24 protein-coding genes are annotated in these 20,782 nt (G+C 48.1%); 2 read left to right on the plus strand and 22 right to left on the minus strand.

The window, feature by feature from the left end; translation table 11 throughout:
• Positions 1 to 183: 183 nt before the first annotated feature.
• On the plus strand, positions 184 to 360 hold the full coding sequence (locus N4A56_RS13270) for a hypothetical protein (RefSeq protein WP_295547967.1): 177 nt from the start codon (positions 184 to 186) through the stop codon (positions 358 to 360).
• Positions 361 to 661: 301 nt separating this feature from the next.
• On the opposite strand, the gene N4A56_RS13275 is transcribed toward N4A56_RS13270, so the two are convergent.
• From N4A56_RS13275 to N4A56_RS13380, 22 genes are all read right to left on the minus strand, one after another.
• Positions 662 to 1,171: a hypothetical protein gene (locus N4A56_RS13275; RefSeq protein WP_295547969.1), complete on the minus strand. Its 510-nt coding sequence runs from the start codon at positions 1,169 to 1,171 to the stop codon at positions 662 to 664.
• Between the two features lie 231 nt (positions 1,172 to 1,402).
• A complete protein-coding gene (locus N4A56_RS13280) occupies positions 1,403 to 2,842 on the minus strand; it encodes a hypothetical protein (RefSeq protein ID WP_295547971.1) in 1,440 nt (479 codons plus the stop codon).
• A gap of 8 nt (positions 2,843 to 2,850) precedes the next feature.
• Positions 2,851 to 3,606, minus strand: a complete 756-nt coding sequence (locus N4A56_RS13285) for a hypothetical protein (RefSeq protein ID WP_295547972.1) — start codon at positions 3,604 to 3,606, stop codon at positions 2,851 to 2,853.
• Positions 3,531 to 4,601 (minus strand): hypothetical protein, encoded by a 1,071-nt coding sequence (locus N4A56_RS13290; RefSeq protein WP_295547975.1) that lies wholly within the window; start codon positions 4,599 to 4,601, stop codon positions 3,531 to 3,533. Before N4A56_RS13290 ends, N4A56_RS13285 begins: the two co-directional genes overlap by 76 nt.
• Positions 4,602 to 4,611: 10 nt before the next feature.
• Positions 4,612 to 5,058 (minus strand): hypothetical protein, encoded by a 447-nt coding sequence (locus tag N4A56_RS13295; protein WP_295547977.1) that lies wholly within the window; start codon positions 5,056 to 5,058, stop codon positions 4,612 to 4,614.
• On the minus strand, positions 5,058 to 5,711 hold the full coding sequence (locus tag N4A56_RS13300) for a hypothetical protein (protein WP_295547980.1): 654 nt from the start codon (positions 5,709 to 5,711) through the stop codon (positions 5,058 to 5,060). Before N4A56_RS13300 ends, N4A56_RS13295 begins: the two co-directional genes overlap by 1 nt.
• Positions 5,680 to 6,237 carry a hypothetical protein gene (locus N4A56_RS13305; protein WP_295547982.1) on the minus strand — a complete coding sequence of 186 codons (558 nt, stop codon included), beginning with the start codon at positions 6,235 to 6,237 and terminating at the stop codon, positions 5,680 to 5,682. Before N4A56_RS13305 ends, N4A56_RS13300 begins: the two co-directional genes overlap by 32 nt.
• Complete coding sequence (locus N4A56_RS13310; RefSeq protein ID WP_295547984.1) at positions 6,237 to 7,172, minus strand: hypothetical protein; 936 nt, start codon at positions 7,170 to 7,172, stop codon at positions 6,237 to 6,239. The genes N4A56_RS13305 and N4A56_RS13310 overlap by 1 nt, the downstream gene beginning before the upstream one ends.
• Positions 7,162 to 8,769, minus strand: a complete 1,608-nt coding sequence (locus tag N4A56_RS13315; protein WP_295547986.1) for a hypothetical protein — start codon at positions 8,767 to 8,769, stop codon at positions 7,162 to 7,164. The genes N4A56_RS13310 and N4A56_RS13315 overlap by 11 nt, the downstream gene beginning before the upstream one ends.
• On the minus strand, positions 8,757 to 9,185 hold the full coding sequence (locus N4A56_RS13320; protein WP_295547989.1) for a tail fiber assembly protein: 429 nt from the start codon (positions 9,183 to 9,185) through the stop codon (positions 8,757 to 8,759). The genes N4A56_RS13315 and N4A56_RS13320 overlap by 13 nt, the downstream gene beginning before the upstream one ends.
• A gap of 8 nt (positions 9,186 to 9,193) precedes the next feature.
• Positions 9,194 to 10,435 carry a hypothetical protein gene (locus N4A56_RS13325; protein WP_295547992.1) on the minus strand — a complete coding sequence of 414 codons (1,242 nt, stop codon included), beginning with the start codon at positions 10,433 to 10,435 and terminating at the stop codon, positions 9,194 to 9,196.
• Complete coding sequence (locus N4A56_RS13330) at positions 10,432 to 11,661, minus strand: hypothetical protein (RefSeq protein WP_295547995.1); 1,230 nt, start codon at positions 11,659 to 11,661, stop codon at positions 10,432 to 10,434. The genes N4A56_RS13325 and N4A56_RS13330 overlap by 4 nt, the downstream gene beginning before the upstream one ends.
• A gap of 2 nt (positions 11,662 to 11,663) precedes the next feature.
• On the minus strand, positions 11,664 to 12,239 hold the full coding sequence (locus N4A56_RS13335; protein ID WP_295547997.1) for a hypothetical protein: 576 nt from the start codon (positions 12,237 to 12,239) through the stop codon (positions 11,664 to 11,666).
• Positions 12,240 to 12,935, minus strand: a complete 696-nt coding sequence (locus N4A56_RS13340; protein ID WP_295547999.1) for a DUF6682 family protein — start codon at positions 12,933 to 12,935, stop codon at positions 12,240 to 12,242. It abuts the gene before it with no gap.
• Positions 12,936 to 12,937: 2 nt separating this feature from the next.
• Positions 12,938 to 13,336 (minus strand): hypothetical protein, encoded by a 399-nt coding sequence (locus tag N4A56_RS13345; RefSeq protein ID WP_295548002.1) that lies wholly within the window; start codon positions 13,334 to 13,336, stop codon positions 12,938 to 12,940.
• Between the two features lie 50 nt (positions 13,337 to 13,386).
• Positions 13,387 to 14,307, minus strand: coding sequence for a hypothetical protein (locus tag N4A56_RS13350; protein ID WP_295548004.1), 921 nt, complete (start codon positions 14,305 to 14,307; stop codon positions 13,387 to 13,389).
• 33 nt (positions 14,308 to 14,340) lie between these two features.
• Positions 14,341 to 15,318: a hypothetical protein gene (locus N4A56_RS13355; protein WP_295548006.1), complete on the minus strand. Its 978-nt coding sequence runs from the start codon at positions 15,316 to 15,318 to the stop codon at positions 14,341 to 14,343.
• Positions 15,319 to 15,549: 231 nt separating this feature from the next.
• Positions 15,550 to 15,816 carry a hypothetical protein gene (locus N4A56_RS13360; RefSeq protein ID WP_295548008.1) on the minus strand — a complete coding sequence of 89 codons (267 nt, stop codon included), beginning with the start codon at positions 15,814 to 15,816 and terminating at the stop codon, positions 15,550 to 15,552.
• Positions 15,817 to 17,859, minus strand: coding sequence for a hypothetical protein (locus N4A56_RS13365; protein WP_295548010.1), 2,043 nt, complete (start codon positions 17,857 to 17,859; stop codon positions 15,817 to 15,819). It abuts the gene before it with no gap.
• Position 17,860: 1 nt separating this feature from the next.
• The gene (locus N4A56_RS13370; RefSeq protein WP_295548012.1) at positions 17,861 to 19,420 is read right to left on the minus strand and encodes a hypothetical protein; all 1,560 of its coding nucleotides are present in this window, start codon (positions 19,418 to 19,420) and stop codon (positions 17,861 to 17,863) included.
• Positions 19,413 to 19,871: a hypothetical protein gene (locus N4A56_RS13375; RefSeq protein WP_295548014.1), complete on the minus strand. Its 459-nt coding sequence runs from the start codon at positions 19,869 to 19,871 to the stop codon at positions 19,413 to 19,415. Before N4A56_RS13375 ends, N4A56_RS13370 begins: the two co-directional genes overlap by 8 nt.
• A complete protein-coding gene (locus tag N4A56_RS13380) occupies positions 19,864 to 20,211 on the minus strand; it encodes a hypothetical protein (RefSeq protein ID WP_295548015.1) in 348 nt (115 codons plus the stop codon). The genes N4A56_RS13375 and N4A56_RS13380 overlap by 8 nt, the downstream gene beginning before the upstream one ends.
• Positions 20,212 to 20,339: 128 nt before the next feature.
• Between N4A56_RS13380 and N4A56_RS13385 the strand changes: the two genes are divergently transcribed.
• On the plus strand, positions 20,340 to 20,612 hold the full coding sequence (locus N4A56_RS13385) for a VRR-NUC domain-containing protein (protein WP_295548016.1): 273 nt from the start codon (positions 20,340 to 20,342) through the stop codon (positions 20,610 to 20,612).
• Positions 20,613 to 20,782 lie beyond the last annotated feature (170 nt).

A 20,782-nucleotide genomic window follows, 5' to 3' on the forward strand; every position in this document is an offset into this window, starting at 1 on the left:
CTTCAAATGTAATCTGTTTATGCCCCATGTAGTTATCCCTCCATTGTGGAGTTTTTTCATGTAAGGACAACATATCATGGGGCTTCTTGTTTTGAAGCCCTAAGTTCATCAAGGTGTTAAGTTTCAAATTACAATCTACGCTAAAAAAGAAATTTCGGTTTCGAAAATCGTCAGGAGAAGAAAATGCCAATTGAACGATGGGAATGCGAATACTGCGAAGATATTTTTGACCCTGATTGGGAATGCGAAGATCACGAAGATAACTACCTCGAAAACCCACAGGCGCAATTAAAAAATTTGCTAGCAGATAAGTGTGTAACTTGTACCCGATGCAGCATGAGCGGACTTCACTACAGATAATGCGCACCTGAATGCAAACTCAGACATGCCAAGCTACCTGTATCTGAAGGTGACAGGTGCGAACCATCTGATAACATTCCGGAAATGCTGGCATCCCACAACATCAACGTAGCTGTTGAAGACTTTCAAGCAAATACTCACTCAACAAAGAGGATACCATAAAAAAATTACAGGATGTAACCGTTCAAACATCTTAGAACAAAATTTCAACTACCCCTTAAAAAGATAAAAACGAAGCTGAAATCAATTCAGTCTCGTTTTTAACTCCCAATCATCAAAAAAACAATTTAGTTCTGATAAGCTACGACACATCTACAGGTATAAACTTAACAGGATCAAAAACCACGTTTTCATCTTTTGACTTAATCTGGATATATATTCTATCTGAATTAGTGTGGTACATCCAAAGCTCTTCCCAATATGACTCACCATTTTGTAACACAACTTTTTCTTTTTTATGCCAAAATTTAATTCCTTCTACAAAAAGTAACTTTCTACCCTCTGCATTTGCAGTAGTAAGCCACACCATGTTCGAATTTTTATGAAGGTGGCTTATATATAAATAAGCTGTATAGTCATAATTGCTCCATGTATGATATGACCCATTACTTAAAGTAACTTTATCTACACCTGTTCTTCCGATATCTTTCCCACCTGTCAGGTGATAAAACTTATTTGAAACTTGAATTTTGAACGGAATAGACTGAAAAGAGACCACATGAGAATCTACAGGATTCATTTTTACTTTTTTTACACAGCCCACAATAAAAAAAATAGTTAACACTAAAAGCAACACCTTACGCTTCTTCATACAATTCCCTTTGTGCAAATCTATACAAACTTTAATTCAACAAATTAAAAACTGTACGCAAGCCCCATCCTCACATTTAAAGGCTTATACTCTTCATTAACAACTTAAAAAATAATAAGTTAAACTTAAAAAGACGGGTACACACAAAGAATTTATATGTCATTTAGAACATGGTGTTGCAAACCAATTTCAATCCCAGCAACATAAACAGCCCTATCAAACGCATTGCCACTAAAACACTTTTCGCTTTCCTTTTAACACCTTAGTAAAGGAATCATTAACTACCCCTGTAGGCATCGGCAACCCACGAGTTTCCAGCATTGCTTCTTCTTGAGAAATTTTAAGCTGCTGTTCCGGTGAGGCGCGAAGGTGTGAAAGCGGGTCTGTTGGTTCAAAACGGCGCTCTTCGGGAATATTTTGCATCCTATGCTCTCGTTCCCGTTGCGACCATTCAACATCAAAAGCCCTGTTTTCTTCTTCGGTTCTACGAAGCTGCTGCTCTTCAGCGTAATCCATTGCATCCCATTCGGGCGAGGTAAGAGGGGTAGGCTCAACAAGCCCTTCTGCTTTCACAGTACTCTTGATGCCACTATCTGCTGGTGATTCCGGTTTAGCATCCTGCGGGGTGTTTTCCTTATTACCCTCACCAGTCAGCTCTTGATCTGACTTGTTCGGGTCAAGGGATTCTTCCCCCGTCATGGCAACATCCGCACTCTGTCCAGCTTTACGACTTGTTAATCTATGCAGCCCCTTTACACCAGACCCAAGACCGCCCGTCATAGCAACTTGCAAGGCAGTTTGCGCTGCAACACCTTTAACGGACTCGCCAAAGTCCGCAAGTTCCCTGTGCTCACCCTCTAGCAGTCCTGAATCAACGGCAAGGTTATGCTGCCCTTGTTCTGTAATCGCCTCGGTGACAATTTCAGTACCAAACATTTCAGCACCCTTACCTGTGAGTCTGGTCAACACATTCTTCGCAAGGGTTTCGCCAAGCACTTTTTTCGCAGGGGCAAAGACAATTCCGGCACCTGCCACGTTACCGAATAGTTCCGGCAAGGCTTCCCATAAGCCATGCTCTGTTCCCAGATCGTCAAGATTTTCCTTGGCGTTTTCCCATTCTTCTTCAGTAAGTCCATGTCCACGATCTTGCATGCTTTCTTCATTAAACTGATTGAGCGTTTCTTCCATGAACATGTCTTTTGCAATGCGATACGCTGTAGCGCCTGATGCAACAGTACCTGCTGCACCAGCTGCTACAGGGTTGCCACCAGACAGTGCAAGCCCTGCCCCACTCGCAACCACACCGGACAAGGCTGAAGCTCCTGAAAAGCCAAGGCTCTCAGGAGTCTTAGCAATATGTTCAGCAGATCCTTGCCCCCTGTACTTCTGCATATGTTCAGCAGCGTCTTGCCTGCTTTTGATGATATAATTATCCAATAAGCCGCGGCTGGAAGGGTGCGGAATATCCCCACCTCGATAGTCGCGCGCAAAGGCAGGAGCAACCTGTTCGACACCCTCAGCAAAAGTTGAACCTAACGCACCAATGGTGTTCAAAAGCCCGCCCTGTTGTGGAACAGGTTCGTCGCTATTCCAACGGCGCTCAAATTCTTCAAACGAGATTTCGTTACGCATTGGGCTAATTTCATACTGCTCTCTAATGTCAAATTGCATGGCTGCTCCTATTTCCCGGCATACACTGCATTGTCGTGGTTGGTGACTGTAAAGAACGGATGCGCTTCGCGCCAAGCGGCGCTTTTTTGGGCATAAATAGCTCGAGCCTCTTCCTCGCTAAGTTCTTTTTTAACATCACCGGAAACAAGATAGAACCGCCGCTCACCCGTCATCTTGTTTTCAAAAACGGAGATTTCACCATCTTCAAAAGGGTCAGCCTTATTTTGATCTGGAACATCCGGCTTTCTTTTTCCGATAAACCCTTTGTAAGCAGTCGAACCATTGCCGCTCCCCGCTGTATGAGGCTGCAAACCTTGTTTCAAACCAGCAGGACTCTGCTTTTCTCCCTGTGCAAGAGATGGCTTCGGCTGCTCAAGCCCTCCCTTCTTTGGTTTGGAAGAACCAAGAAGCATTGTTGCAACTTGTTGCTCAACTAACGCCCGTACCTGATCCGGCTTTGCGCCTGCACGCACATGGCGCTTAATTCCTTCCGCAACCAGATTTTCATACTGCTGATTTATAGCGTGAATATTGTTCCCAGCACGGCTGAGCACTGCTGCCTTGTTGGCATTATAGACCTTGGCGCCCGTAGCGTCTTCAGTGGTACAGAGTGCTCTAATCTCTTCAGAGTACTGCTTTTGCGTCATAGGCTTGCGTGTTTTATCCAAACCACGACTAGGCAGTACGCCTAGCTCTGCCAGTTCATCTGCGGTATGCGGGTTATCAACCCCAAAATTTTTAACAAAATTTCTATCCTCATCCACAAGCAAAAACTCTGTTGGTCTGGTGTAATCCTGCAATGAGTTCTGAGGGATACCCACACCAGCTTGCCACCAAGTCGCATTGGTACATGCTTGGAGGTGTCATACAAATTGCTGTTATTGATTTGCTTGGTTGCCTCAAAAGAAGACGCTGAAAGGTGGTTATAGTCGGGGTTATGTCTCGCACCAAGAGAGTCAACCCGTTCGCCCCGTTTCACCTGAAGAAGGGTCTGCGCCACCTCGTCATTGCTCATCACTCTGCCTGTATCAACAAACTTGCCACCACTCTTGTCTAACCGCATGAATACTGAGAATCCACCGTGTGTGGCTTTAAATTGATATGAAAGATTTGCATAGTGCATGGCGGTTTCGGCAGATGCCGTAAAGCCTGCTGCATCATTTTTCTTTAAGGCACCCAGCGCACGGTCAATATTTGGGGCAACCTTTGTCTGGTAATTCTGTGTAATTCGGGCATCACGCGCCTTAGCAAAAGCCCCACCCGCCTCCTCGTTATGCTTGAGCGTGTCAAACACCATGCTCGCCGCTCTCATGTCAGTCAGGTTTTTAGGCACAAAAGCACTTTGATATGACCCCGTAGCCGCACCCTCTTGCAGCAATTCGTTTGCCCGGCGTCTGGCTGCTGCAAGCTCATTTGCCGTTCTTTTCTTTTGTTCGAGGGTTAATTTGCTGGCATCAATATTAGCGCGTGCGAGTTCGGTATCTAGCCCATGCGACTCAATGTTACGCTCTTCCTGTGCTGCATTATGATTGAATGCCTGTTCATTGATTTTTTGCCGCTGCGCTCCAAGCGCCATACTTTGCTCATGCACTTCACGAGCTAAACTCATACGTTCGGCTTCATTCTGAGCAGCCATATCCATTTTTTGCCGCTGCAATTCCATATTCTGGCGCTGCATCCGGTCATTATGCAGCCGATGGGTTTGGTTAAGAATCTCCCATCCGTCGTCAGCAGTAAATTCACCATATTGGTTAGGCATAGCTCACTCCTTATGACATGAGATAGATAGAAGCACCGATAAGTGCACCGACACCAACACCGATAGGACCAGCCATTGAACCCATCGTTGCGCCTGTGCCTGCTCCCGCTGCCAAACCACCAGCGGCAGCAGTTGTGGCGGTTGTAGTTCCCGCTGCTGTCAAGCCTGCGGTTGTTCCGGCTGCTGCAACAGAAGAAAGCCCCGTGCTAGCAGTAGTTCCAAGCCCTACAGTTGTCCCTGTTTCAGCAGCACCAGAGACTAAACCACCCAATACTCCACCCTCGCCAAGCATTTCGCCGCCCATAAACGCCATAGGGACAGCCGAACCTAACGTGCCGCCTGCGGACTTTTCCGGTCTTTTCACTTTACGTTTCTGTTGCATCTTCCCTGCTGTAGCAGCCGCCGTCTGCATGCCGCCCATTGCTTCGGCAGCGTAGTCTTTTACTTTTAAATCCATTACGAAAGACCTCCACCGGACGCTTGCAGACCGTAGGTTGCGCCTGCTTGCAGCCGTTTAAAGTTTTCCTGCTCTGAAGCTATTCGGGTAAGTCCACGCGCTCCGGCAGTTGCCTTGGCTTTGGCGAGATTTTGAGAGTTGATAAGGGATGCTGTTGAACCAGCAGAAGGGGTGACACCCATGCGGGACAGACCGCGCTGTGTCTGCTGATTGGCATCTTTAAAGGATTGCGCCACATCGGCTGTGGCTCTGCCCATGCGGTCATTAATATTTACCCCGTTGCGGGCTTCGGATAGAAACTGACTGCGAACAGGGGCGGTTTCTCGGATGGCACGCTGCATGTCCCCGTATTTCGCCTGACCGTAGAGAGACTTGGATTTTTCTAAATCTGTCTGGTAGGGAAGCAGTTTGTGCTGCGCTTTAATCTTTGCGGTATCAAGACCGCGCTGCCGAGTACGCCAGAAGTTGAAGTATTCTTCTGCCATATCCTGCTGGCGTTCATAAATCTTCGCCATACGGGCGTTATAGACTTCATCCACATTGTCACTGCTACCGCCGCTCTTGCACAAGATAACTGCGCCGTGGTGCTCAAACGATTCTTCTTCCAGAACTGTACCGTCCTTATCCAGCACCACCTTCAAATAAACTTTCATATTCTAAACCCTCCGGTATATCTTCGCGTGTAAAGGAGATGATAAGGGCAGGTTCACTTTCTTTTGTCTGTGCGTTGTATGCGCCCAATGGTAAGCACCCTGCCACACGACCCCATTTGGTCACGTACCGACACGCAAGCTTGTTTTTTTGCGGAACAATGCCCATTAAGGAATCCAGTATATAGCCTCCGCCAACCTCCTCCAAAGTGACAAGTGCAGAAAGTATCTTCGGGGCAAACTCACGAGCTGCCTTGCCCCAGAACTTGCGGAATACACAGAAGTGGAATTGCATGAAGCGCATTTGATGGCGATTGAGCCACACCAAGGCAGCAGGTTCGGCATTGGCGAAAAGGATAAACAGATGGGTGTCGATGCGCTGCATTGTTTCTAAAAACGTATCTGCCGACGTAATACAGCCATCGTAGAACAGAGTGCTATGCAGCCCCTCGTCCACTACCCGGTGATATAGAGCACGGATGATTGAATCAGAAAAATTACCACTGGCATATGGAACAAGCTTATACATTACGCCTCCGCTGCGAGCCAAAAAAGAGAGCCGGACACTGCTTTTTCTGTGTTGTCAGAAAAATGCAGCGTAGCCGTTGGCACAAACTGGTATTGCCCATTTCCCACTGCAAGAACCTCCGCGTGCAGCTGTAGGGTCTGATCGAGGGACGGGTATGTTTTGTCATAGGTCTGGATTGATCGAGGAGTCAGAAGAATCTGCGGCTTTTTGCTCCATGTTCCAGACAAACGCACCGCTTTTCGCCCATCGTCAAGGGCGGTAAAGGTCGTGGTGTCATCAGGGTCAAAGACTCCTGTCTGAACAGGCATCAGCGCAGAATTTAAATGCATACCGCTGAACACAGGGATAGCATCCCCCTTATCCGGCAGGACACTAAGAGACGTTGCAAGTACGTTGATAGCGCTTTTGTATGCCTCATCTTGGGCAAGGCGGGACAGCAGGTCATTAAGAGAGACAATCGTAACCGCTGGCACATGCAGTCCGCCAGAGTCAGGAATCCACCCCGAATGTTTGTGATAAACCGTTCCGGTGCGAATCCAGTAGTACCTATCTACATCCACAAGAATGTTTACCGGAGTGTACTCACACACCACGGCAGGGAGAGTCGCCACACGGGTGGCACTGGAAATATCGTTCCCTTTTGTACTGCACCACACCTCGGTAAAGGCGTTCTCTCCTCCAACCGCTACAGACCATCTCAGGGTATGTGTCATGCCTGACTGCGTGCAGGTGAGGTCAAAAGGAGGTGTCGGGGCAACATTCGGGTTCGTGTTTCCTCCTTGATGGGGAATACTTGGAGATGCGCTAGAAACATTGCTCGCAGGTATCTGTGCAAGCTGAAGCACGGTATCCCGAACTGCTTGCAAAAAACGCATGGTGGCGGGCGGTTGTCCGCTTGGTACTGCCGGAATAGAAATATTGCGTTTACTGCCCATTGTTCATTGCCTCAATGCTTGTACCGAACTGAATGCTGGATACAACGCCCGTACCGCTGACCGTGATACTCCACGCATGATCGGCAATACCAGAGCGCAATCGCATGACCAGATCAGGGCGGGTGACGGTTAGCTGCTGCTCCGTCTTACTGCTTTTAACAGTGACGACACACGGAGTGCTTGCGTTCACCCCACCGGAGACACGAATCGCTCCCATATTCATGGCTTTTTCTGAATAAAACAGCTTTGACTGCCATACATAAGGAACAGGCTCTCCTGCACCCCATTTAAATACAGCCTTTTCCCCGTCCTTTTCGCCAAGGATATACAAGGCATCCTCTTCCAGATCGCGATGCACATCGAGCACGGTAACACCAAAATCAAAGGTGCGAATATCTGCCCGTTCCATATTGTAGATATGCCCGTCTGAACACCCTGCACGGAACAGTATATATTCTCCGTCATGCACTGCGCCAACCATTTGTTCTGGTTTCAGGGAGCGCCACTGCTCGCGGGTATAGAGCGTTTGGGAGACAAGCTTAAATCCTGCGGCGGTCAAAAAACCGATTCCATCAGGAGTTGCGTACAGAACACCACCTGAAACCGCCAGAGCGCTCTTTCGAGCCACACACGCCTGTCCCTCTGCAATGGGAGCCTGCCCCATACTCTCCGGTGAAGAGCCGGATAACGCATAGGGAATGCCTGTTGTCAGGGCGTAGACAAGGTTGTCCGCAACCGCCAAAGACACAAGGTCATACGGCACTGCCCTACGGTACGCAGGCGGATAGGCGTACGGGATGTTGGTTTCAGACACATAAATATCTTTACCCTTGGCGGCAAAATAGATGCCGAACATGCCAAGGCAAATACTATGGGCATCATCCGGCAACCGCTCCCACCCTTCTGTGGGCAATATTTCAGACGACAGATTCACATCAAGCACGCTGTCGGCAAACGATGTTGCTGTCTTAGGAATATCAGCAGAGTTTGCAGAATACGGCACAAGCTGAAACTCAGCCCCGTTTGTCCCTACGTTCGTACGGTACAGCCTGAACGACTTAATTGTGACTCCGGCAAGGTCAGGCAGGGTAAAGCCTGTAAGATTACATCCCTGTCCTTCTTTTACGTCCACAACAGGGGTTGGCGGGGATGGTTCTGACTCTGCACCATCTTCGCTCACATAGGTGTAGACATAGGAAGTACTGCGTACAATTTCGGCACCGCTGCTGACGCTTCCCGTAACAGACACACCAAGAGAGTTGGATGGGCGCGGCATACCTAAGCGGCTGACTGTATCCCCGTTCTTGGTTATTTGCTTGGGGTATTCATCGCCAGTCACAAAGACTCTGCCTGATGCGGTGACAGCCGATTCAATGACCTCTGTCATATGGTCAAAGAAAAGGAATGTGCCGGAGCGCATCTTGTAAAAAGAAACAGCGTCAGGAGCAGTGCAGGGTTCAATTTGTTTCAGGCTATGCAGAAAGGAAATATGACCACGTTCGAGCTTACAGTTATGTGCCCTTGTGGCTGCGTGGGTGGGAAGGAGCTTATCATCCTTACGGGGAGTCGTGCCGATGAATCCGGCTATTGTTGGCATTCACCTTCCTCTTTCTTCTTAATCGGTGCGGGTGGTTCACCCCAATCAATGATATGAGGGAAACCGCCTTGCTTGTTCACATCACGAAGATGCTTTCTATACACTATCCATTCTTGTTTATTTTCATCAGTGAGCGGCGAGTCTGCCCCCACTGTCCAGTCGCATTGGAGCAACAGTTCTGCACAATGATTTTGGGCACGACGGGCTACCTCCTCAGAATATTCAGGTTCAGGTCGTACTTTGACTTCCCATACTCTGCGCCATTCGCCATTGGCAAACTCTACCCCCATACAATGACGGGTAGTTAATCCTTCATCATGGACAGGCACGTTTTCATTTAGGGGCTTTAACCCCTTATGAAAAACAGCATTCCGCTGATTATAGATGGTTCGTGTTACTGGACAAATAAAATTCATACCTCCTCCTAAAATCGGGAATAGTGCAGTGTTGTTATGATATTGATTGAATTTGGTAACACAGCCCCGTCATGTGTTGAGATAGCGCAGGTAGGCAAGTCTTTAATTCCGCTTAAAGAAATTCTTACCGATTTATCAAGTTGTGAAACGGACTTGTCTGAGAACGTAATATTCGGTAAATCCGGTAATGCACCTGAAGGCACGGTGTCACCGTCAACAATATGCAGGAAGGTATTCATAATTTTAGGTTCTTGATAGTAGGAGTCATTATTTATCAGGGAAAATGTCTTATTTTTGTGCTTAGTAATTAGTTTAGGGTTAGTGAGTTTTAACGAACTTGCATTCATTTTTTTGTAAGAAGTAGAACCACCCGACGTATATGTCATAAACGTGTCTTCCCATCCTGCATATACCGTACCTTCAGTATCTACATGCATTGCGGTCATGCCATAGTTTGTATTTTCATTGAAATATTTTGATTGTTTTACCGTCATTGCATCTAGGTCAATAATGCAAAAGAAAGGGTATAGATATCCATTAACCTGACATTCTCCAATGTGCCCTCCAAGATACAGAAGATTACCAATGACTTTGTTTTTGTATAAAGCAGGTCTTTTATCATAAGAAGATACGGTTAGGGTAATGTGATAGATTTCTGCTTTTGCTGTTGAAGGGGTAAAACGGATAAGTACGGTGTAAGACTCTCCGCAAACGGTAAAAAATATCTTGTCATTATACAAAAACAGTGAGGGGATATCATCATAAGAAGTAACAATATCCTTTACAGGAAGCTTCCATGTTTTGCGTATCGTCATAGTATTCAGGTCAAATTGAGTAAGGATAAAGCTAGGATGCGTATTGATTTCTGTTTTGCCCAATGCGTATAATTTATCTTTTACAACCAAGAGGCTAAAGGCTTGATCGTAATAACCTTCTGTTCCTACATATTTATGCCATGTAATCTCTAGCGTTTCTAAATTCACACGAAGTAACAGTCCATCAGGGGTTCTTGTTGACGGAATAGAGGCATTTGCTGCAATGAATGCATTACCATTATGAAAGCAGATGTCGTGAAAATTAGAGTATGTTGAACCCTTCCCCGTCAATGTTGCAGTCTTGGCTTTAATAATTTGTCCAGTCTTTGCATCTTGGATTGCAAAAAAGAGTTGCAAAGTTGTAGCTCCACCGGGTTCAATACCGACAGTAAAAATAGTGTCAGTATCAGGACTGGCAGCTGATCTTTGACTCACATATCTCTTTTCTTTGCAAAGATGGTAACAGAAAAAAGATTCCTCATCCGAGTAGTCACATTGAGAACTGTATACTCTGACCACTTTCGCACCTCATCGTAAAAACGGCTTTTTATTTCAACATCGCGTGAACTTCCGAAGAAAGGAAGAGTTATGGTGAGAAGTTTTGCTGGGTCAGTTTCAATATAGTTAAAAACTTCTGCTCCTTCGAAAGTCACTACGACTTGCGTTTTCGTATGTGCTGATGGAGAGCTAGGGTCAGTAACAGCTTGTGCAAAGGTTATTGCCTGTCCGGCTACTTTGATTGTATCTCCGTCTTTGATGTTCGTACAAACAGGCGGTGCAATGAACTGCAAGACATCCGCAGTTGCAAGCCTTACCGCTTTAGAATCAAGAGACACTACCCCCTTGTCCGTTTCCTGATTGCAGAAAGCGTAATATGTCTTATTGGTTTGTAGTAGATGGACTCTGATATTATGCTCCACCCCGTTCTCTTTGTGGACTGGGTACGCAATATTCTTCCCTTCTGCATCAGAGCACATCCAGAACGCTGTGCACTTCAATGTATCCTCAGGGGCATAGGCAAGGCGTGGTTCTGAAGCACGAAGGATACCCCCGTGGGTAACCGCCCCGTTTTGGTGAGAGATGATTGCGGGTGTTGCAATGGTATCTGCTGCTAGCTTAACCTTTTTTTCCGCATGCTTCGCTTCTTGCGCTGCCAACGTTGCTTCATCACGAACTGCAAAGGTAGCATCACGGGCAGCAACACACTTTGCTTTTGCATCAAGGCACAACACCTCTGATGCCTTGGATGCTTCTTGCGATGCCTGTGCCGCATTTCGTGCCTCTAGTGCTGTCTGCATCCGGTCAAGCATGAGCTTGCTCAAAGTTTCACCAGCAGAGCGAAGTTCATAGCGGTCTATCTCTAGAATTTTGTGTAGCTCGCAATCAAGATTCGGCACCACACCGTACAGCGTATCAGTCCGTCCGTCAGGGTGAATCACTCTGAAACGATATTCGCTCCCCTCCGTACCAAGCTCGTTGGGAAAGAGGTTCATAACCGCCACGCCCTCGGCATCCGTGACCACTTCAAGCATATTCGGCACAACCAGTCCCTTATAACGTTCAAGGGATTCAAGCCGTGCTTCAATCTCTGCGCCCTCAACGGGCTGCCCGTCCTGATCGTAGATAAGTGCGGTTACGGCAACGGTAGGTATGGTGCTCATAGCTATATCCATCCCGGAGTCATAAAAAGAGTTTCAGAAGAGCCTGTAAATGCGACCTTGCCCTTTGCCTCGGCAATGTAATCATTAAACAGAGCAAGCTTGACCTGCGCCCCTGTCAAATCTTCCCATTCCCTGCCGCGCATGGATTTAAGTGATGCGATGGCACCATATGCAATGGCATCTGCCCAATCATCATACATCCCCTGCTGTAACCCTTCTGAAGATCGGGTAGGCTTGAGTGCTGCTGATATTTGCAACATATGGTCGTCTGGATACGTACGGTACAGGGTCAGCACATCTGAATCGGACGAATACTCTGTGCGCGGAATAGCGCGGCTGGCTGTCATGTCATACACACCAAGGATAGAGACTATCCGAGAACCACGCTCCGGCAGCAATTCAATTTGATTGCGACCAGCTTTTAGTTTTACGGGGTCAAGAGGCATACGCCATACGCCTGTTTCAGCAAAAAACTTTCCCGACGCTGAAATGATATGCCGACGCACCACCGCCTTTGGAGCCTCTGAGACTTCCGGCAACACATCCGGCATAATCGTATCCCACTTTACTACACGCATCTATTCTGCCTCCTGCACTTGTACAGGGAAAAAGAGATCAGCTTTCAATTTGACACCAAGGGTCTGATAAAAAGCGGTCAGGTGATGCTGCGCCTTTGCTGCATTGGCATCGCCATTATCACCTGCAAAAATCTTGTAAAGCATCCAGTGAATAATCGCACCGGAGTAGACTTCAGAAACGGGCAATGCATCGTCAGGGCTGGCAATGGCATCCGGTATAGCCGAATACGTCGCCTCAACCCATACGTCTTTGTCTTTTGCTACCGCTGGCAGCACGTAGTAGACCTGTGGGTTGGTCTTGGCATCATAGGCGTAGTTGTCGATTTCTATACCGTCTTTTGACCAGTCTGCTGTCTTCAGGGCATCACGGGCTGTTGCAAAAATGGGTTCTCCGGCTGTGTGCCCGTCTGAACCCATATTCTGTACAACTTCTAATAGCCGCAGCGCTTTTTTGCTAGATTGATGCAGCGCAGGGTCGGGGATGAGTTGCCGCGCCCCTGTCTCAAGTTTGATGGATTCCGTCACCGCAGTGGCATCCGGTCTGTTCATGGCAATTTCAAACAGCGCAGAATTAAACAAATCCACAAGTGACACGTCCGATTCGTCTGCCTGCTTCTCCCAAGGCCAGCGGCGGGCATCTGGAATCATATCTTGTAAAATGGCAGACACCTGTAAGAACAGTTCGCGGGCTTTCATGCTTACACCAAGGCTCTTGCTTCTTCGATTTTCACTTTGATTTCATCTTTAGTATCATCATCAATCACGGCAATACTAAAGAATAGCGCAATGTCTTTCAGTTCATCGCGGTTCAATGAAGACAAGCCCTTTGTCATGCAGTATTCACGGCGTGCATCTTCCGCATTAAGCTGTGCTGCAACCGGATTAACTGCCTGCTGTAACACTGCCTGATGCGGTACAGGGTCAGGTGTTAAGCCTACGCTTTGGGCGCTGCTGGATGTTGCCATTGAGGCTGCAACAACAGGGTCTATAAGCTGACCGTTTGCATCGCATTCAACCATATCCTTTCTGGTCGCAAGAATGGGGTTATAGCTCACCACACGGCGGTTATTGATATTCAATAAAAATCGCTGAGACATGCTGTATCCTTTTTGAAAAGGGGAAGAGCTAGCCCTTCCCCCGTTATGTGTTACCCAAGGGTCAATGCGGCATGACCAAAAGCATCTTTCTTAATCAGCTTAAAGCCATAGACCTGCAAACCACGCACGAGATCACCGAACTGATTCGGGTTACGCAAGGTTTCGTTCTTTGTGATCTGTGTAGCAAAGGTCAACGCAGACTTATGACCGAACACCACATTCACAGCTTTCTTCTTCTGGACAGTAAAGCGGCTCATGAGGTTGGACTGGTAGATGGTAAAGCGATCAACCATACCGATGCGCCCGTTACGGAGCATGGAGGTTCCGTCACCGGTTAAGGAAGCGTCTTTGAGTTCAGACTTTTTAATCAGCGCGGTATACCGAGGAGGGAGTACAACGTAACGGTTTGATTCCGGCACGTTCTGCTCATCAAGCACGGTTCCCATGTCAACCAGCAAGTCGACAATGCTGTCCTTGGTCACTACCAGCGGAGCAGCAGCGGTTCCAAGGTTGATATCCTGCGAGTCTTTACCAGCAGTTGCACCAGCGTTATGTGCATCGGCATCTGCGTAGATGTCTGCAAAGACGCGCTTATCGACTTTACTTTTCATCTGCTCAGAAGCATCTTCCGACCAGTTGTTCATGTAGTTCAGGTCAGACTGGCGGCTTTCCACATCGTCAATGTGAAAACCGAAATATGCGCCCTTATCAATAAGCAGTTCCACCTTGCCGCCCTGCGGATTGTCATACACAAGGTCTTGGCCTGCTTTGTAGTCACGGACTTCAATGTCCGGCACTGTGCGGATAATGACCTTATCGCCGTGCGCACTGATTTCGCCTTCGTAATCAGTATTAGCGATAGCTGCGATGGTGGATGCCGGGTAAAACTTTTCAATCAGTTTGCCCGACCAGATTGTTGGGATATACCCACCGGACATGCTCGGACGTCCGTCTACGACTGGATATGCCATTGTATACCTGTCCTTATGTCAATGGAGAAGGGGCTACCCGTCTGAAAGAAAACGCCCTTCAGACTGAGCGGCAAACAAGTCCTTCTCCTGTTCCTCTAGTTCAGCCAGAGTAAAACGGCTTTGTCCCCGAGAGGCTTTGTCTTTTTCTGCATACAGTGTGTTTACGTCGCGGCTGGTCCAAACCCGCTTATCCCCTGTGTCGTTTCCGCCTGTAGTTTTAGGAGGAACCAATTGTTCACGAGGGTCAATGCGGGGCTGTGGCTCCGGCTGCGGAGTGTCCGCAGGCTGATGTGAGTCTGGCTGCTGGGCTGAAAGCGCTTTGGACGCTTCATACATGCTGTAGATAGACGCAATTCCCTGTGCATTCTTCTGCTGCATTTCCCGTTCTGCCTTTGCCCGCCATGTTTCCCCGCTCGGGGTATACTCTTCTAAAAAGCTATGCCACGCCGGATCATTGTTTTTCTGGCTCCAAAAATCAGGAATAAGCGCTTCGACCTGTTCATTAAACAATCGCTGCGCCTCTTCTGCCTGCGCCTTTTCGTTTGCGGTGCGGCGTGCTTCATCAAGGGCGGTCAACTCCTGCACTTGCTGTGTGGCAGCCTGTGCTGACTCTGCAATCGCCACCATGTCGTCACCGTATTCCTGTCTAATGGTATCAACATCAAACGCTGGCTGCTGCTCTGAACGCTGAGCACGTAGGTCATGAAGCGCCTGTAGCTCTGCCCGTGCTTCTCGAAGCTGGCGAGACAGTTCCGGCACTTCTGCACTGTACTTGCCCTGTAGGGTAGAAAGCGCCTGTTTGAGATGGGCGTTTTCTGCCTCAAGGGTATCCGTTTTACTCTGTTCCTCTGTTGCTGGCTGCTGGTTTTCCTGCGAGTTGGCCTGCTGCGCGGCAGAAGGAGGTGGAAGTGTCGCATCGTCTGCCTTATTCTGTGCATCGTTTAGCTTCTGAATAAGAGCGTCTGCGGCTTCGCCTTGCTGTTTCGCGCCTGTAGGTATCAATTCTTGCATCAGGTATTCCTTTTGTATTTGCGCTACTGCCCCAAGTGTCCTCAATTTCCTCAGAGGGCTTGCTGCATAGTATCCTCTCCTGCACAAGACAGGGCTATGCACCACGGCATGAATCAATGAAGGGCTTGGTGTCCGGTGTCTTTTGTCGTCCTAGCAAACTGCAAACCGTCCATACTGTGCGGGTACAACTCTGCTTACAACTTGCTCGAAGTTTCAAAAGGCCGGACATGGCTAATAGGGTGTTTCGCCATGAATTTGTGCCTCTTGCCGTTTTACGGTCTGGATACGTTCATGCGGAGTTTCAAGCGCCTCAAGTAGTTCAAGGTACGCCTGCGCCTTGCCTTGCAAGATGCGGATTTCCATCTCGTCTCCTGCTCGTACAAGATCGTCCTTACATGATGTAATCTCCCGCCGGATAACGTCACAAAGCACATTTCCGTCGGAAGCACCCTGCAATCTGCACAGCGCTTCCAGTTCAAATTTTTCCAATGATAACATCTAGACAACCTTCACGTCTTGACCACTGACAACTCTTCCTGAAGGGTCTACCTGATTTCCTTGGGAAAGTTGCTGTTGCGGCATTTGTGATTCGAGAACCTGCGCGATACGCGCCCTGTTGTTTGTTCTGAGCAGTTCGTCCTTGCTCGGAATGATGCTGTCTTCTGCAAAGTCAAGCCCTTTCAAAACGTCGCGCAATATCTCAGCAAGTCCGTTATTTTCTTCTAAGAGCGCATACGCTTTATCGCTGGTCAGCAAGAGTTGCAGCAATTCCTGTCGTCTAAGCTGGTGAATCTCTTTTGCCACCAATGATTGTGAGCCACGGGCAACCACATAGAGGTCACACACCAGCTCTTTCTCCGGCTCGAACATAAGCAGCCATTCATAGTTGCGGGTTATGGAAGGAACGATGGCGTCTGTATCAATAGATTTGACTACGCGCTTAATCCCTTTTGACGCTGACGCCATCATCATAGACATGCCGCCTACCGTGGAAAGTGCGCCAGTAGACTGCCCGATGCCGTATGCATAACGGGGGATACCGGACTTGTTGTCAGCTTCCGTTGAAAACTCTTTATATATAGTGATAAGCTGCGGTGCGATATTCGGTGGCACAAAGAAAGAGATCGGCACTCCTGCACTCTGTCCTGAGCCTGCCGACTGCCAGACTTTAAACGGCACAACACGCAGGTCCTCGCCTTTTGCCAGCCTGTTCATGTCAACAACTGCTTGTGGACCTGCTGCAAGCGCCATGTTCGCACAGGCTGCACGTACTGCGGTGTTACATACGTCCTGCACATCCGCGATAAGTTCCGGGAGTCCCTTGCCCACCAAGGAACCAGCTATCTTATGGAATGAGGATGCGTAGTACGGAATACGTCCGAGCGGGTCAGGGTTCAGCACGGCTTTAATAACGTATTGCCCGATAAGCCACACTTCCACCTGACATTCTGCTGTTACGTCCTTGATTTGTTCACTGGAAAAGCCAAAGTCGATAAGGTGCTGTCCTGATACATTGCCCCAAAATTGCACCGCATCTATCTTTTTGTCCGGACTCATGTCATCGCGCTTGCGCCCTTCAAGAGATTCACGCAAGGAGTCCGCAAGAAAGTGCTCTTTGTAGCCAGATTGTCCATAATTTTCGAGCACTCTGCGAATAGCATTATCGTTGTAGCCCTTCACGCCGATCAATGCGTGCAGGTCACTACGGGACATGCGATGCCGTTCAATGACATATCCGTCTTCTAAGCGTGAAACATCCGGTGCCCAATAGACGTCTAAGGGGTTCGGTGCGGTTGTCTCGTGCACAAAGTGCTCTTCCGGCTTAGGAACGCGCCTACCCTGCTCATCAACGCCCCACACCAATTTCTTTTTACGCTTCACCACAGGCGCTTTTAAAAAGGCAATAGGGTACGTGCAGAAGTAACAGATAAACTCAAGCATCGCCTCTTCCCACCTACCCGTAATCAGCGCATCCTCAAGATGCCTTGATGTACGCTCACATCCGGTGTCAGACTCTTTTTTCAGCTCTTTTTCCACCACTGCGCGCAGGTTCTCCAATGCCTCTTTCACCTGTTCGGCGGTTATGTAATCACCCTGTTCGATGGCTTGCAGCGTCTCCTGCTTCACGCGGGCTGTAATCTTTTCAGTTATATCTGCGGGTAGATCAGGGACAGGTGAAGACTTAATGCTCCACGGCTTTTCATTACCGGGAAACAGGATATCGATAATCCACGATTCAGCAGCAGTGCATTTTTCATCAGTAATCCCCATATATATTGGTGGGAATCCTGCCTGCTGGATTGCATTCAGCTTTGCGGCTGAATACTTACTGCTCCTGCGCTCAAGGCAATTGAGCATACGTAGTTCAAACGGATTCTTAGCGTCTTTAGCTGCCAGAAAGCATTTGCGTACGTATGCAGCAAGTCCGGTTATCCCTGCCTCTGCCTCTTTTTTGCGTTCCTGCGTTGCCCTGTGCTCTTCTGCCTGCACTTGTCTGATGGTGTCTTCGGTTCCCACCACCCTGATTAATCCATGTGACATGCTAGCACCATCCTGATGTATCTGTTACTGGTTGCGGTTTGGCGTGTACTATTGTTCCACCGGACATCATTTCAAACCCCATAGCGAACGTCTGGAATGCGTCAGCACCGTTGGAGTTAATGTCATGCAGCGGGTGTGATTGATATGCCCCTGTGCGCGGATTGTATGCCTTGCGATAGTTCTTGAGACGATCAAGCCCCGTGGCACAATGCTCCTCATCAAACCAGCACTGTGGTAAAATACGGCGGGCAGCTTCAATGGAATCTCGCTTATCTTGAATACGGGGAACCGCTACAAAGCTAATCCCCTTTTCTGCTGCGGACTCTTTTCGAGTCTTACCTGTAGCCATCTCCTGCACTTCAATATCGTGCGGGGCATAATGCCCTCCATAGTTGTAGCCCTTCTCGCGCAGCTTATTTGCATAAAACCCAAGCCCTTCATGATTATTCTCATAATAATCGATCACTCTAACTTCCCGCCCAACAAGCTGGACAAACCAGATCGCCATACAATCGTTCATGCCCAAATCCCAAAAGGTATAGGTCAGCGCTCCTTCCTGTACGGGAACCTTAGTGATCTGCCTGCGCTCGTAGAGCTTCATGAATTCTGTACGGAAGTAAGCGCCTTCGATAGATTTTTCAAAGGCTTCTTCAGGGGTGGCAGGGTATTCGCGCTTCATGTCTGCGCCAAGGTTCTGAGCCTTCAAGGCGTACCATGCTTTTTGTGCTGGATGCAGTCCGATTTGATGCTTGGCGTTAAGCTCATCAAAATAGCCTGCCATGTCCTGCGGAATTGCTACGGGGTGTTGCTCTCTAATGACGTATTCAGGGTTCTTCCACCAAGGGAAAAAGAAAAACTTGTAATCCAGATGAGTCAGCTTTGCTTCCTGCCGCGCCAACTCCTGCCCCCGCTCGCAGTAATCGTAAAAATATCCCTGCTGCCCCTCTGCTGTTGACTCAATGGACACCATACCGTCTTGTGGGACAGCTTCGATTGCCCCCGTGACGATCTCCTTTGCCCGGTCAGGACGCTCTGCACAAATTTTTCCGAACTCTGAAATATGCAAATACTGCAATGTACCGGAGCGAAATGAAGTACCCACTCGGATTGAAGAGCCGTTCTTAAACTCGAGCATCTTTGCCTGCGAACGCACGGTGGGAATGGCATCACGAATTGCAGGAGCCAACTGGTCATAGGCAAAAGTTATTTTATTAAAAATTGCTTCAGCCGCATCAAGGTCTTGGGCTATCAGTCCGCACTTTATGTTGTTTCCAAACAGCGCTGCATCAAGCTCAAGCATGGTCATAAAGGTGGTAAAGCCAAGCTGCCGCGCTTTTAAGATGACGTTGCGAAACCACCGTTCATTATAAAATGTTTCTTGCGCCCAATTAAAACGAAACCGCACCACCTTGCCGTTTTTATCCTGAATCCAGTACAGGTTATTTAAACGCCAGCGGCGATTGTCCAAACACTCCACAAACACTCTTTCCTGCTGCGCTTTGGGAAGAGCGGTAATGGACTCAATGAATGGAAACTGTTCTGCCGACTGCGCCTTAATCATCTATGCAACTCCTGCTGTTGCCGCAGACTCCCTGAATAGCATCTTCAATAACATGCAGTTCATGCTCATGTTTCTCCGGTGAATACAACCCCTTCACTTTTAAAGCCATGTCCAGAGTCTTGCGCTGCACCTCAAGGGCTTCGACTTCAATCATGTCTTTTACTTCACCCTTCTCTGCAAACATCTTCGTTTCTTTGGCATCAAGGAGCTGCACGAGCTTTTGTTTCAGCACGCTATCAGAAAGTCCCTCTTCTTCTAGCCATGTATCTATACGAGACTGAAGAGCCTTTTTATTCCGATAGCCAATTTCTGAAAGATTCGCGTCGTTCTTCCCACTGTACCCAGCAGCCCGTGCTGCATTGGTGGCATGCATAAACGTAGAACTGCCTCGGTCAAGATACGCCGCCAGCCACAGGCGTTGCTTTGGTGTCATGCCTTTTTTCTTAGCCATTTGTGCGCTCCTCAAGACGGATAACTTTCTCTTTGGTGGCATCCACCTTTTTTTCCAGCTTCCCCACTTCGGTTTTTGTTGCATAGGTTGAAGCGTTTGAGAGCTGGCATGTATGCCTGCGCTCCGCCTCTTCATCTAGGCGCGCATGAACCTTGCCAATCTCGACGCGGGACTGCCGAAACTCTTCTTTAATATCTAGTGATAATTGAGTGAATTGGCTTTGTCGCGTTTCATCACGCTCATCCTGCGTATTCATCATCCGGCGTAACGAAAAACCTACCCATAATAACAGTAACGACAACACAGCTCCGGCTAATCCCGTGATAATCGGTTCATTCATGCAACACACCTCGTTGAGATATTTGGGGAAAGGGTAACACAAAGGACAACCTCCCCAAAATAGCTGAAATAAAAAAGACAACCTTTACGAGCTGGCTACAGCGGCACATAAAAATGATACAAGAAGGAATGAGAAGAGCAGCAAAAACAGATAGTAATCATGCACAGATACGCGACGCTCTACGTGCTGTAGGAGCAAGCGTTCATGACATGTCCAGTGCTGGTGCTGGATTTCCAGACCTTGCGGTGGGATTCAAAAAAAAGACGTTTCTGCTGGAAGTAAAAACAAAGACCGGCAGACTCACCAAGCCACAAGTAAAATGGCACGATGAGTGGCGCGGACACCACGCAATTGTCCGTACCGAAGAAGAAGCACTAAAAGAAATCGGAGCCATCCGGTGAAGTGCACGGTGACAAATATCAAGCTACCGGACACACATCTTGTGGAATGTCCTAAGACCACCCCGCCAAATTGGTTTGTCTACAAAACGACCTGTACACAATGTCCCGACTGCTGGCGTAAAAAGGCAAAACAAAAACGTAAGCGTCGGTGATTCATCTTATTCATAAGG

This window comes from Halodesulfovibrio sp. (assembly GCF_025210605.1).
GTDB lineage: Bacteria > Desulfobacterota > Desulfovibrionia > Desulfovibrionales > Desulfovibrionaceae > Halodesulfovibrio.

Excerpts from the sequence above, each read along its gene's own strand:
- N4A56_RS13305 (WP_295547982.1), bottom strand. The coding sequence starts at position 6,237 with ATGTATAAGCTTGTTCCATATGCCAGTGGTAATTTTTCTGATTCAATC.
- N4A56_RS13335 (WP_295547997.1), bottom strand. The coding sequence starts at position 12,239 with ATGCGTGTAGTAAAGTGGGATACGATTATGCCGGATGTGTTGCCGGAA.
- N4A56_RS13310 (WP_295547984.1), bottom strand. The coding sequence starts at position 7,172 with ATGGGCAGTAAACGCAATATTTCTATTCCGGCAGTACCAAGCGGACAA.
- N4A56_RS13365 (WP_295548010.1), bottom strand. The coding sequence starts at position 17,859 with ATGTCACATGGATTAATCAGGGTGGTGGGAACCGAAGACACCATCAGA.
- N4A56_RS13315 (WP_295547986.1), bottom strand. The coding sequence starts at position 8,769 with ATGCCAACAATAGCCGGATTCATCGGCACGACTCCCCGTAAGGATGAT.
- N4A56_RS13300 (WP_295547980.1), bottom strand. The coding sequence starts at position 5,711 with ATGAAAGTTTATTTGAAGGTGGTGCTGGATAAGGACGGTACAGTTCTG.
- N4A56_RS13360 (WP_295548008.1), bottom strand. The coding sequence starts at position 15,816 with ATGTTATCATTGGAAAAATTTGAACTGGAAGCGCTGTGCAGATTGCAG.
- N4A56_RS13350 (WP_295548004.1), bottom strand. The coding sequence starts at position 14,307 with ATGGCATATCCAGTCGTAGACGGACGTCCGAGCATGTCCGGTGGGTAT.
- N4A56_RS13370 (WP_295548012.1), bottom strand. The coding sequence starts at position 19,420 with ATGATTAAGGCGCAGTCGGCAGAACAGTTTCCATTCATTGAGTCCATT.
- N4A56_RS13385 (WP_295548016.1), top strand. The coding sequence starts at position 20,340 with ATGAGAAGAGCAGCAAAAACAGATAGTAATCATGCACAGATACGCGAC.
- N4A56_RS13280 (WP_295547971.1), bottom strand. The coding sequence starts at position 2,842 with ATGCAATTTGACATTAGAGAGCAGTATGAAATTAGCCCAATGCGTAAC.
- N4A56_RS13375 (WP_295548014.1), bottom strand. The coding sequence starts at position 19,871 with ATGGCTAAGAAAAAAGGCATGACACCAAAGCAACGCCTGTGGCTGGCG.
- N4A56_RS13295 (WP_295547977.1), bottom strand. The coding sequence starts at position 5,058 with ATGGATTTAAAAGTAAAAGACTACGCTGCCGAAGCAATGGGCGGCATG.
- N4A56_RS13355 (WP_295548006.1), bottom strand. The coding sequence starts at position 15,318 with ATGCAAGAATTGATACCTACAGGCGCGAAACAGCAAGGCGAAGCCGCA.
- N4A56_RS13340 (WP_295547999.1), bottom strand. The coding sequence starts at position 12,935 with ATGAAAGCCCGCGAACTGTTCTTACAGGTGTCTGCCATTTTACAAGAT.
- N4A56_RS13320 (WP_295547989.1), bottom strand. The coding sequence starts at position 9,185 with ATGAATTTTATTTGTCCAGTAACACGAACCATCTATAATCAGCGGAAT.
- N4A56_RS13380 (WP_295548015.1), bottom strand. The coding sequence starts at position 20,211 with ATGAATGAACCGATTATCACGGGATTAGCCGGAGCTGTGTTGTCGTTA.
- N4A56_RS13270 (WP_295547967.1), top strand. The coding sequence starts at position 184 with ATGCCAATTGAACGATGGGAATGCGAATACTGCGAAGATATTTTTGAC.
- N4A56_RS13330 (WP_295547995.1), bottom strand. The coding sequence starts at position 11,661 with ATGAGCACCATACCTACCGTTGCCGTAACCGCACTTATCTACGATCAG.
- N4A56_RS13290 (WP_295547975.1), bottom strand. The coding sequence starts at position 4,601 with ATGCCTAACCAATATGGTGAATTTACTGCTGACGACGGATGGGAGATT.
- N4A56_RS13275 (WP_295547969.1), bottom strand. The coding sequence starts at position 1,171 with ATGAAGAAGCGTAAGGTGTTGCTTTTAGTGTTAACTATTTTTTTTATT.
- N4A56_RS13345 (WP_295548002.1), bottom strand. The coding sequence starts at position 13,336 with ATGTCTCAGCGATTTTTATTGAATATCAATAACCGCCGTGTGGTGAGC.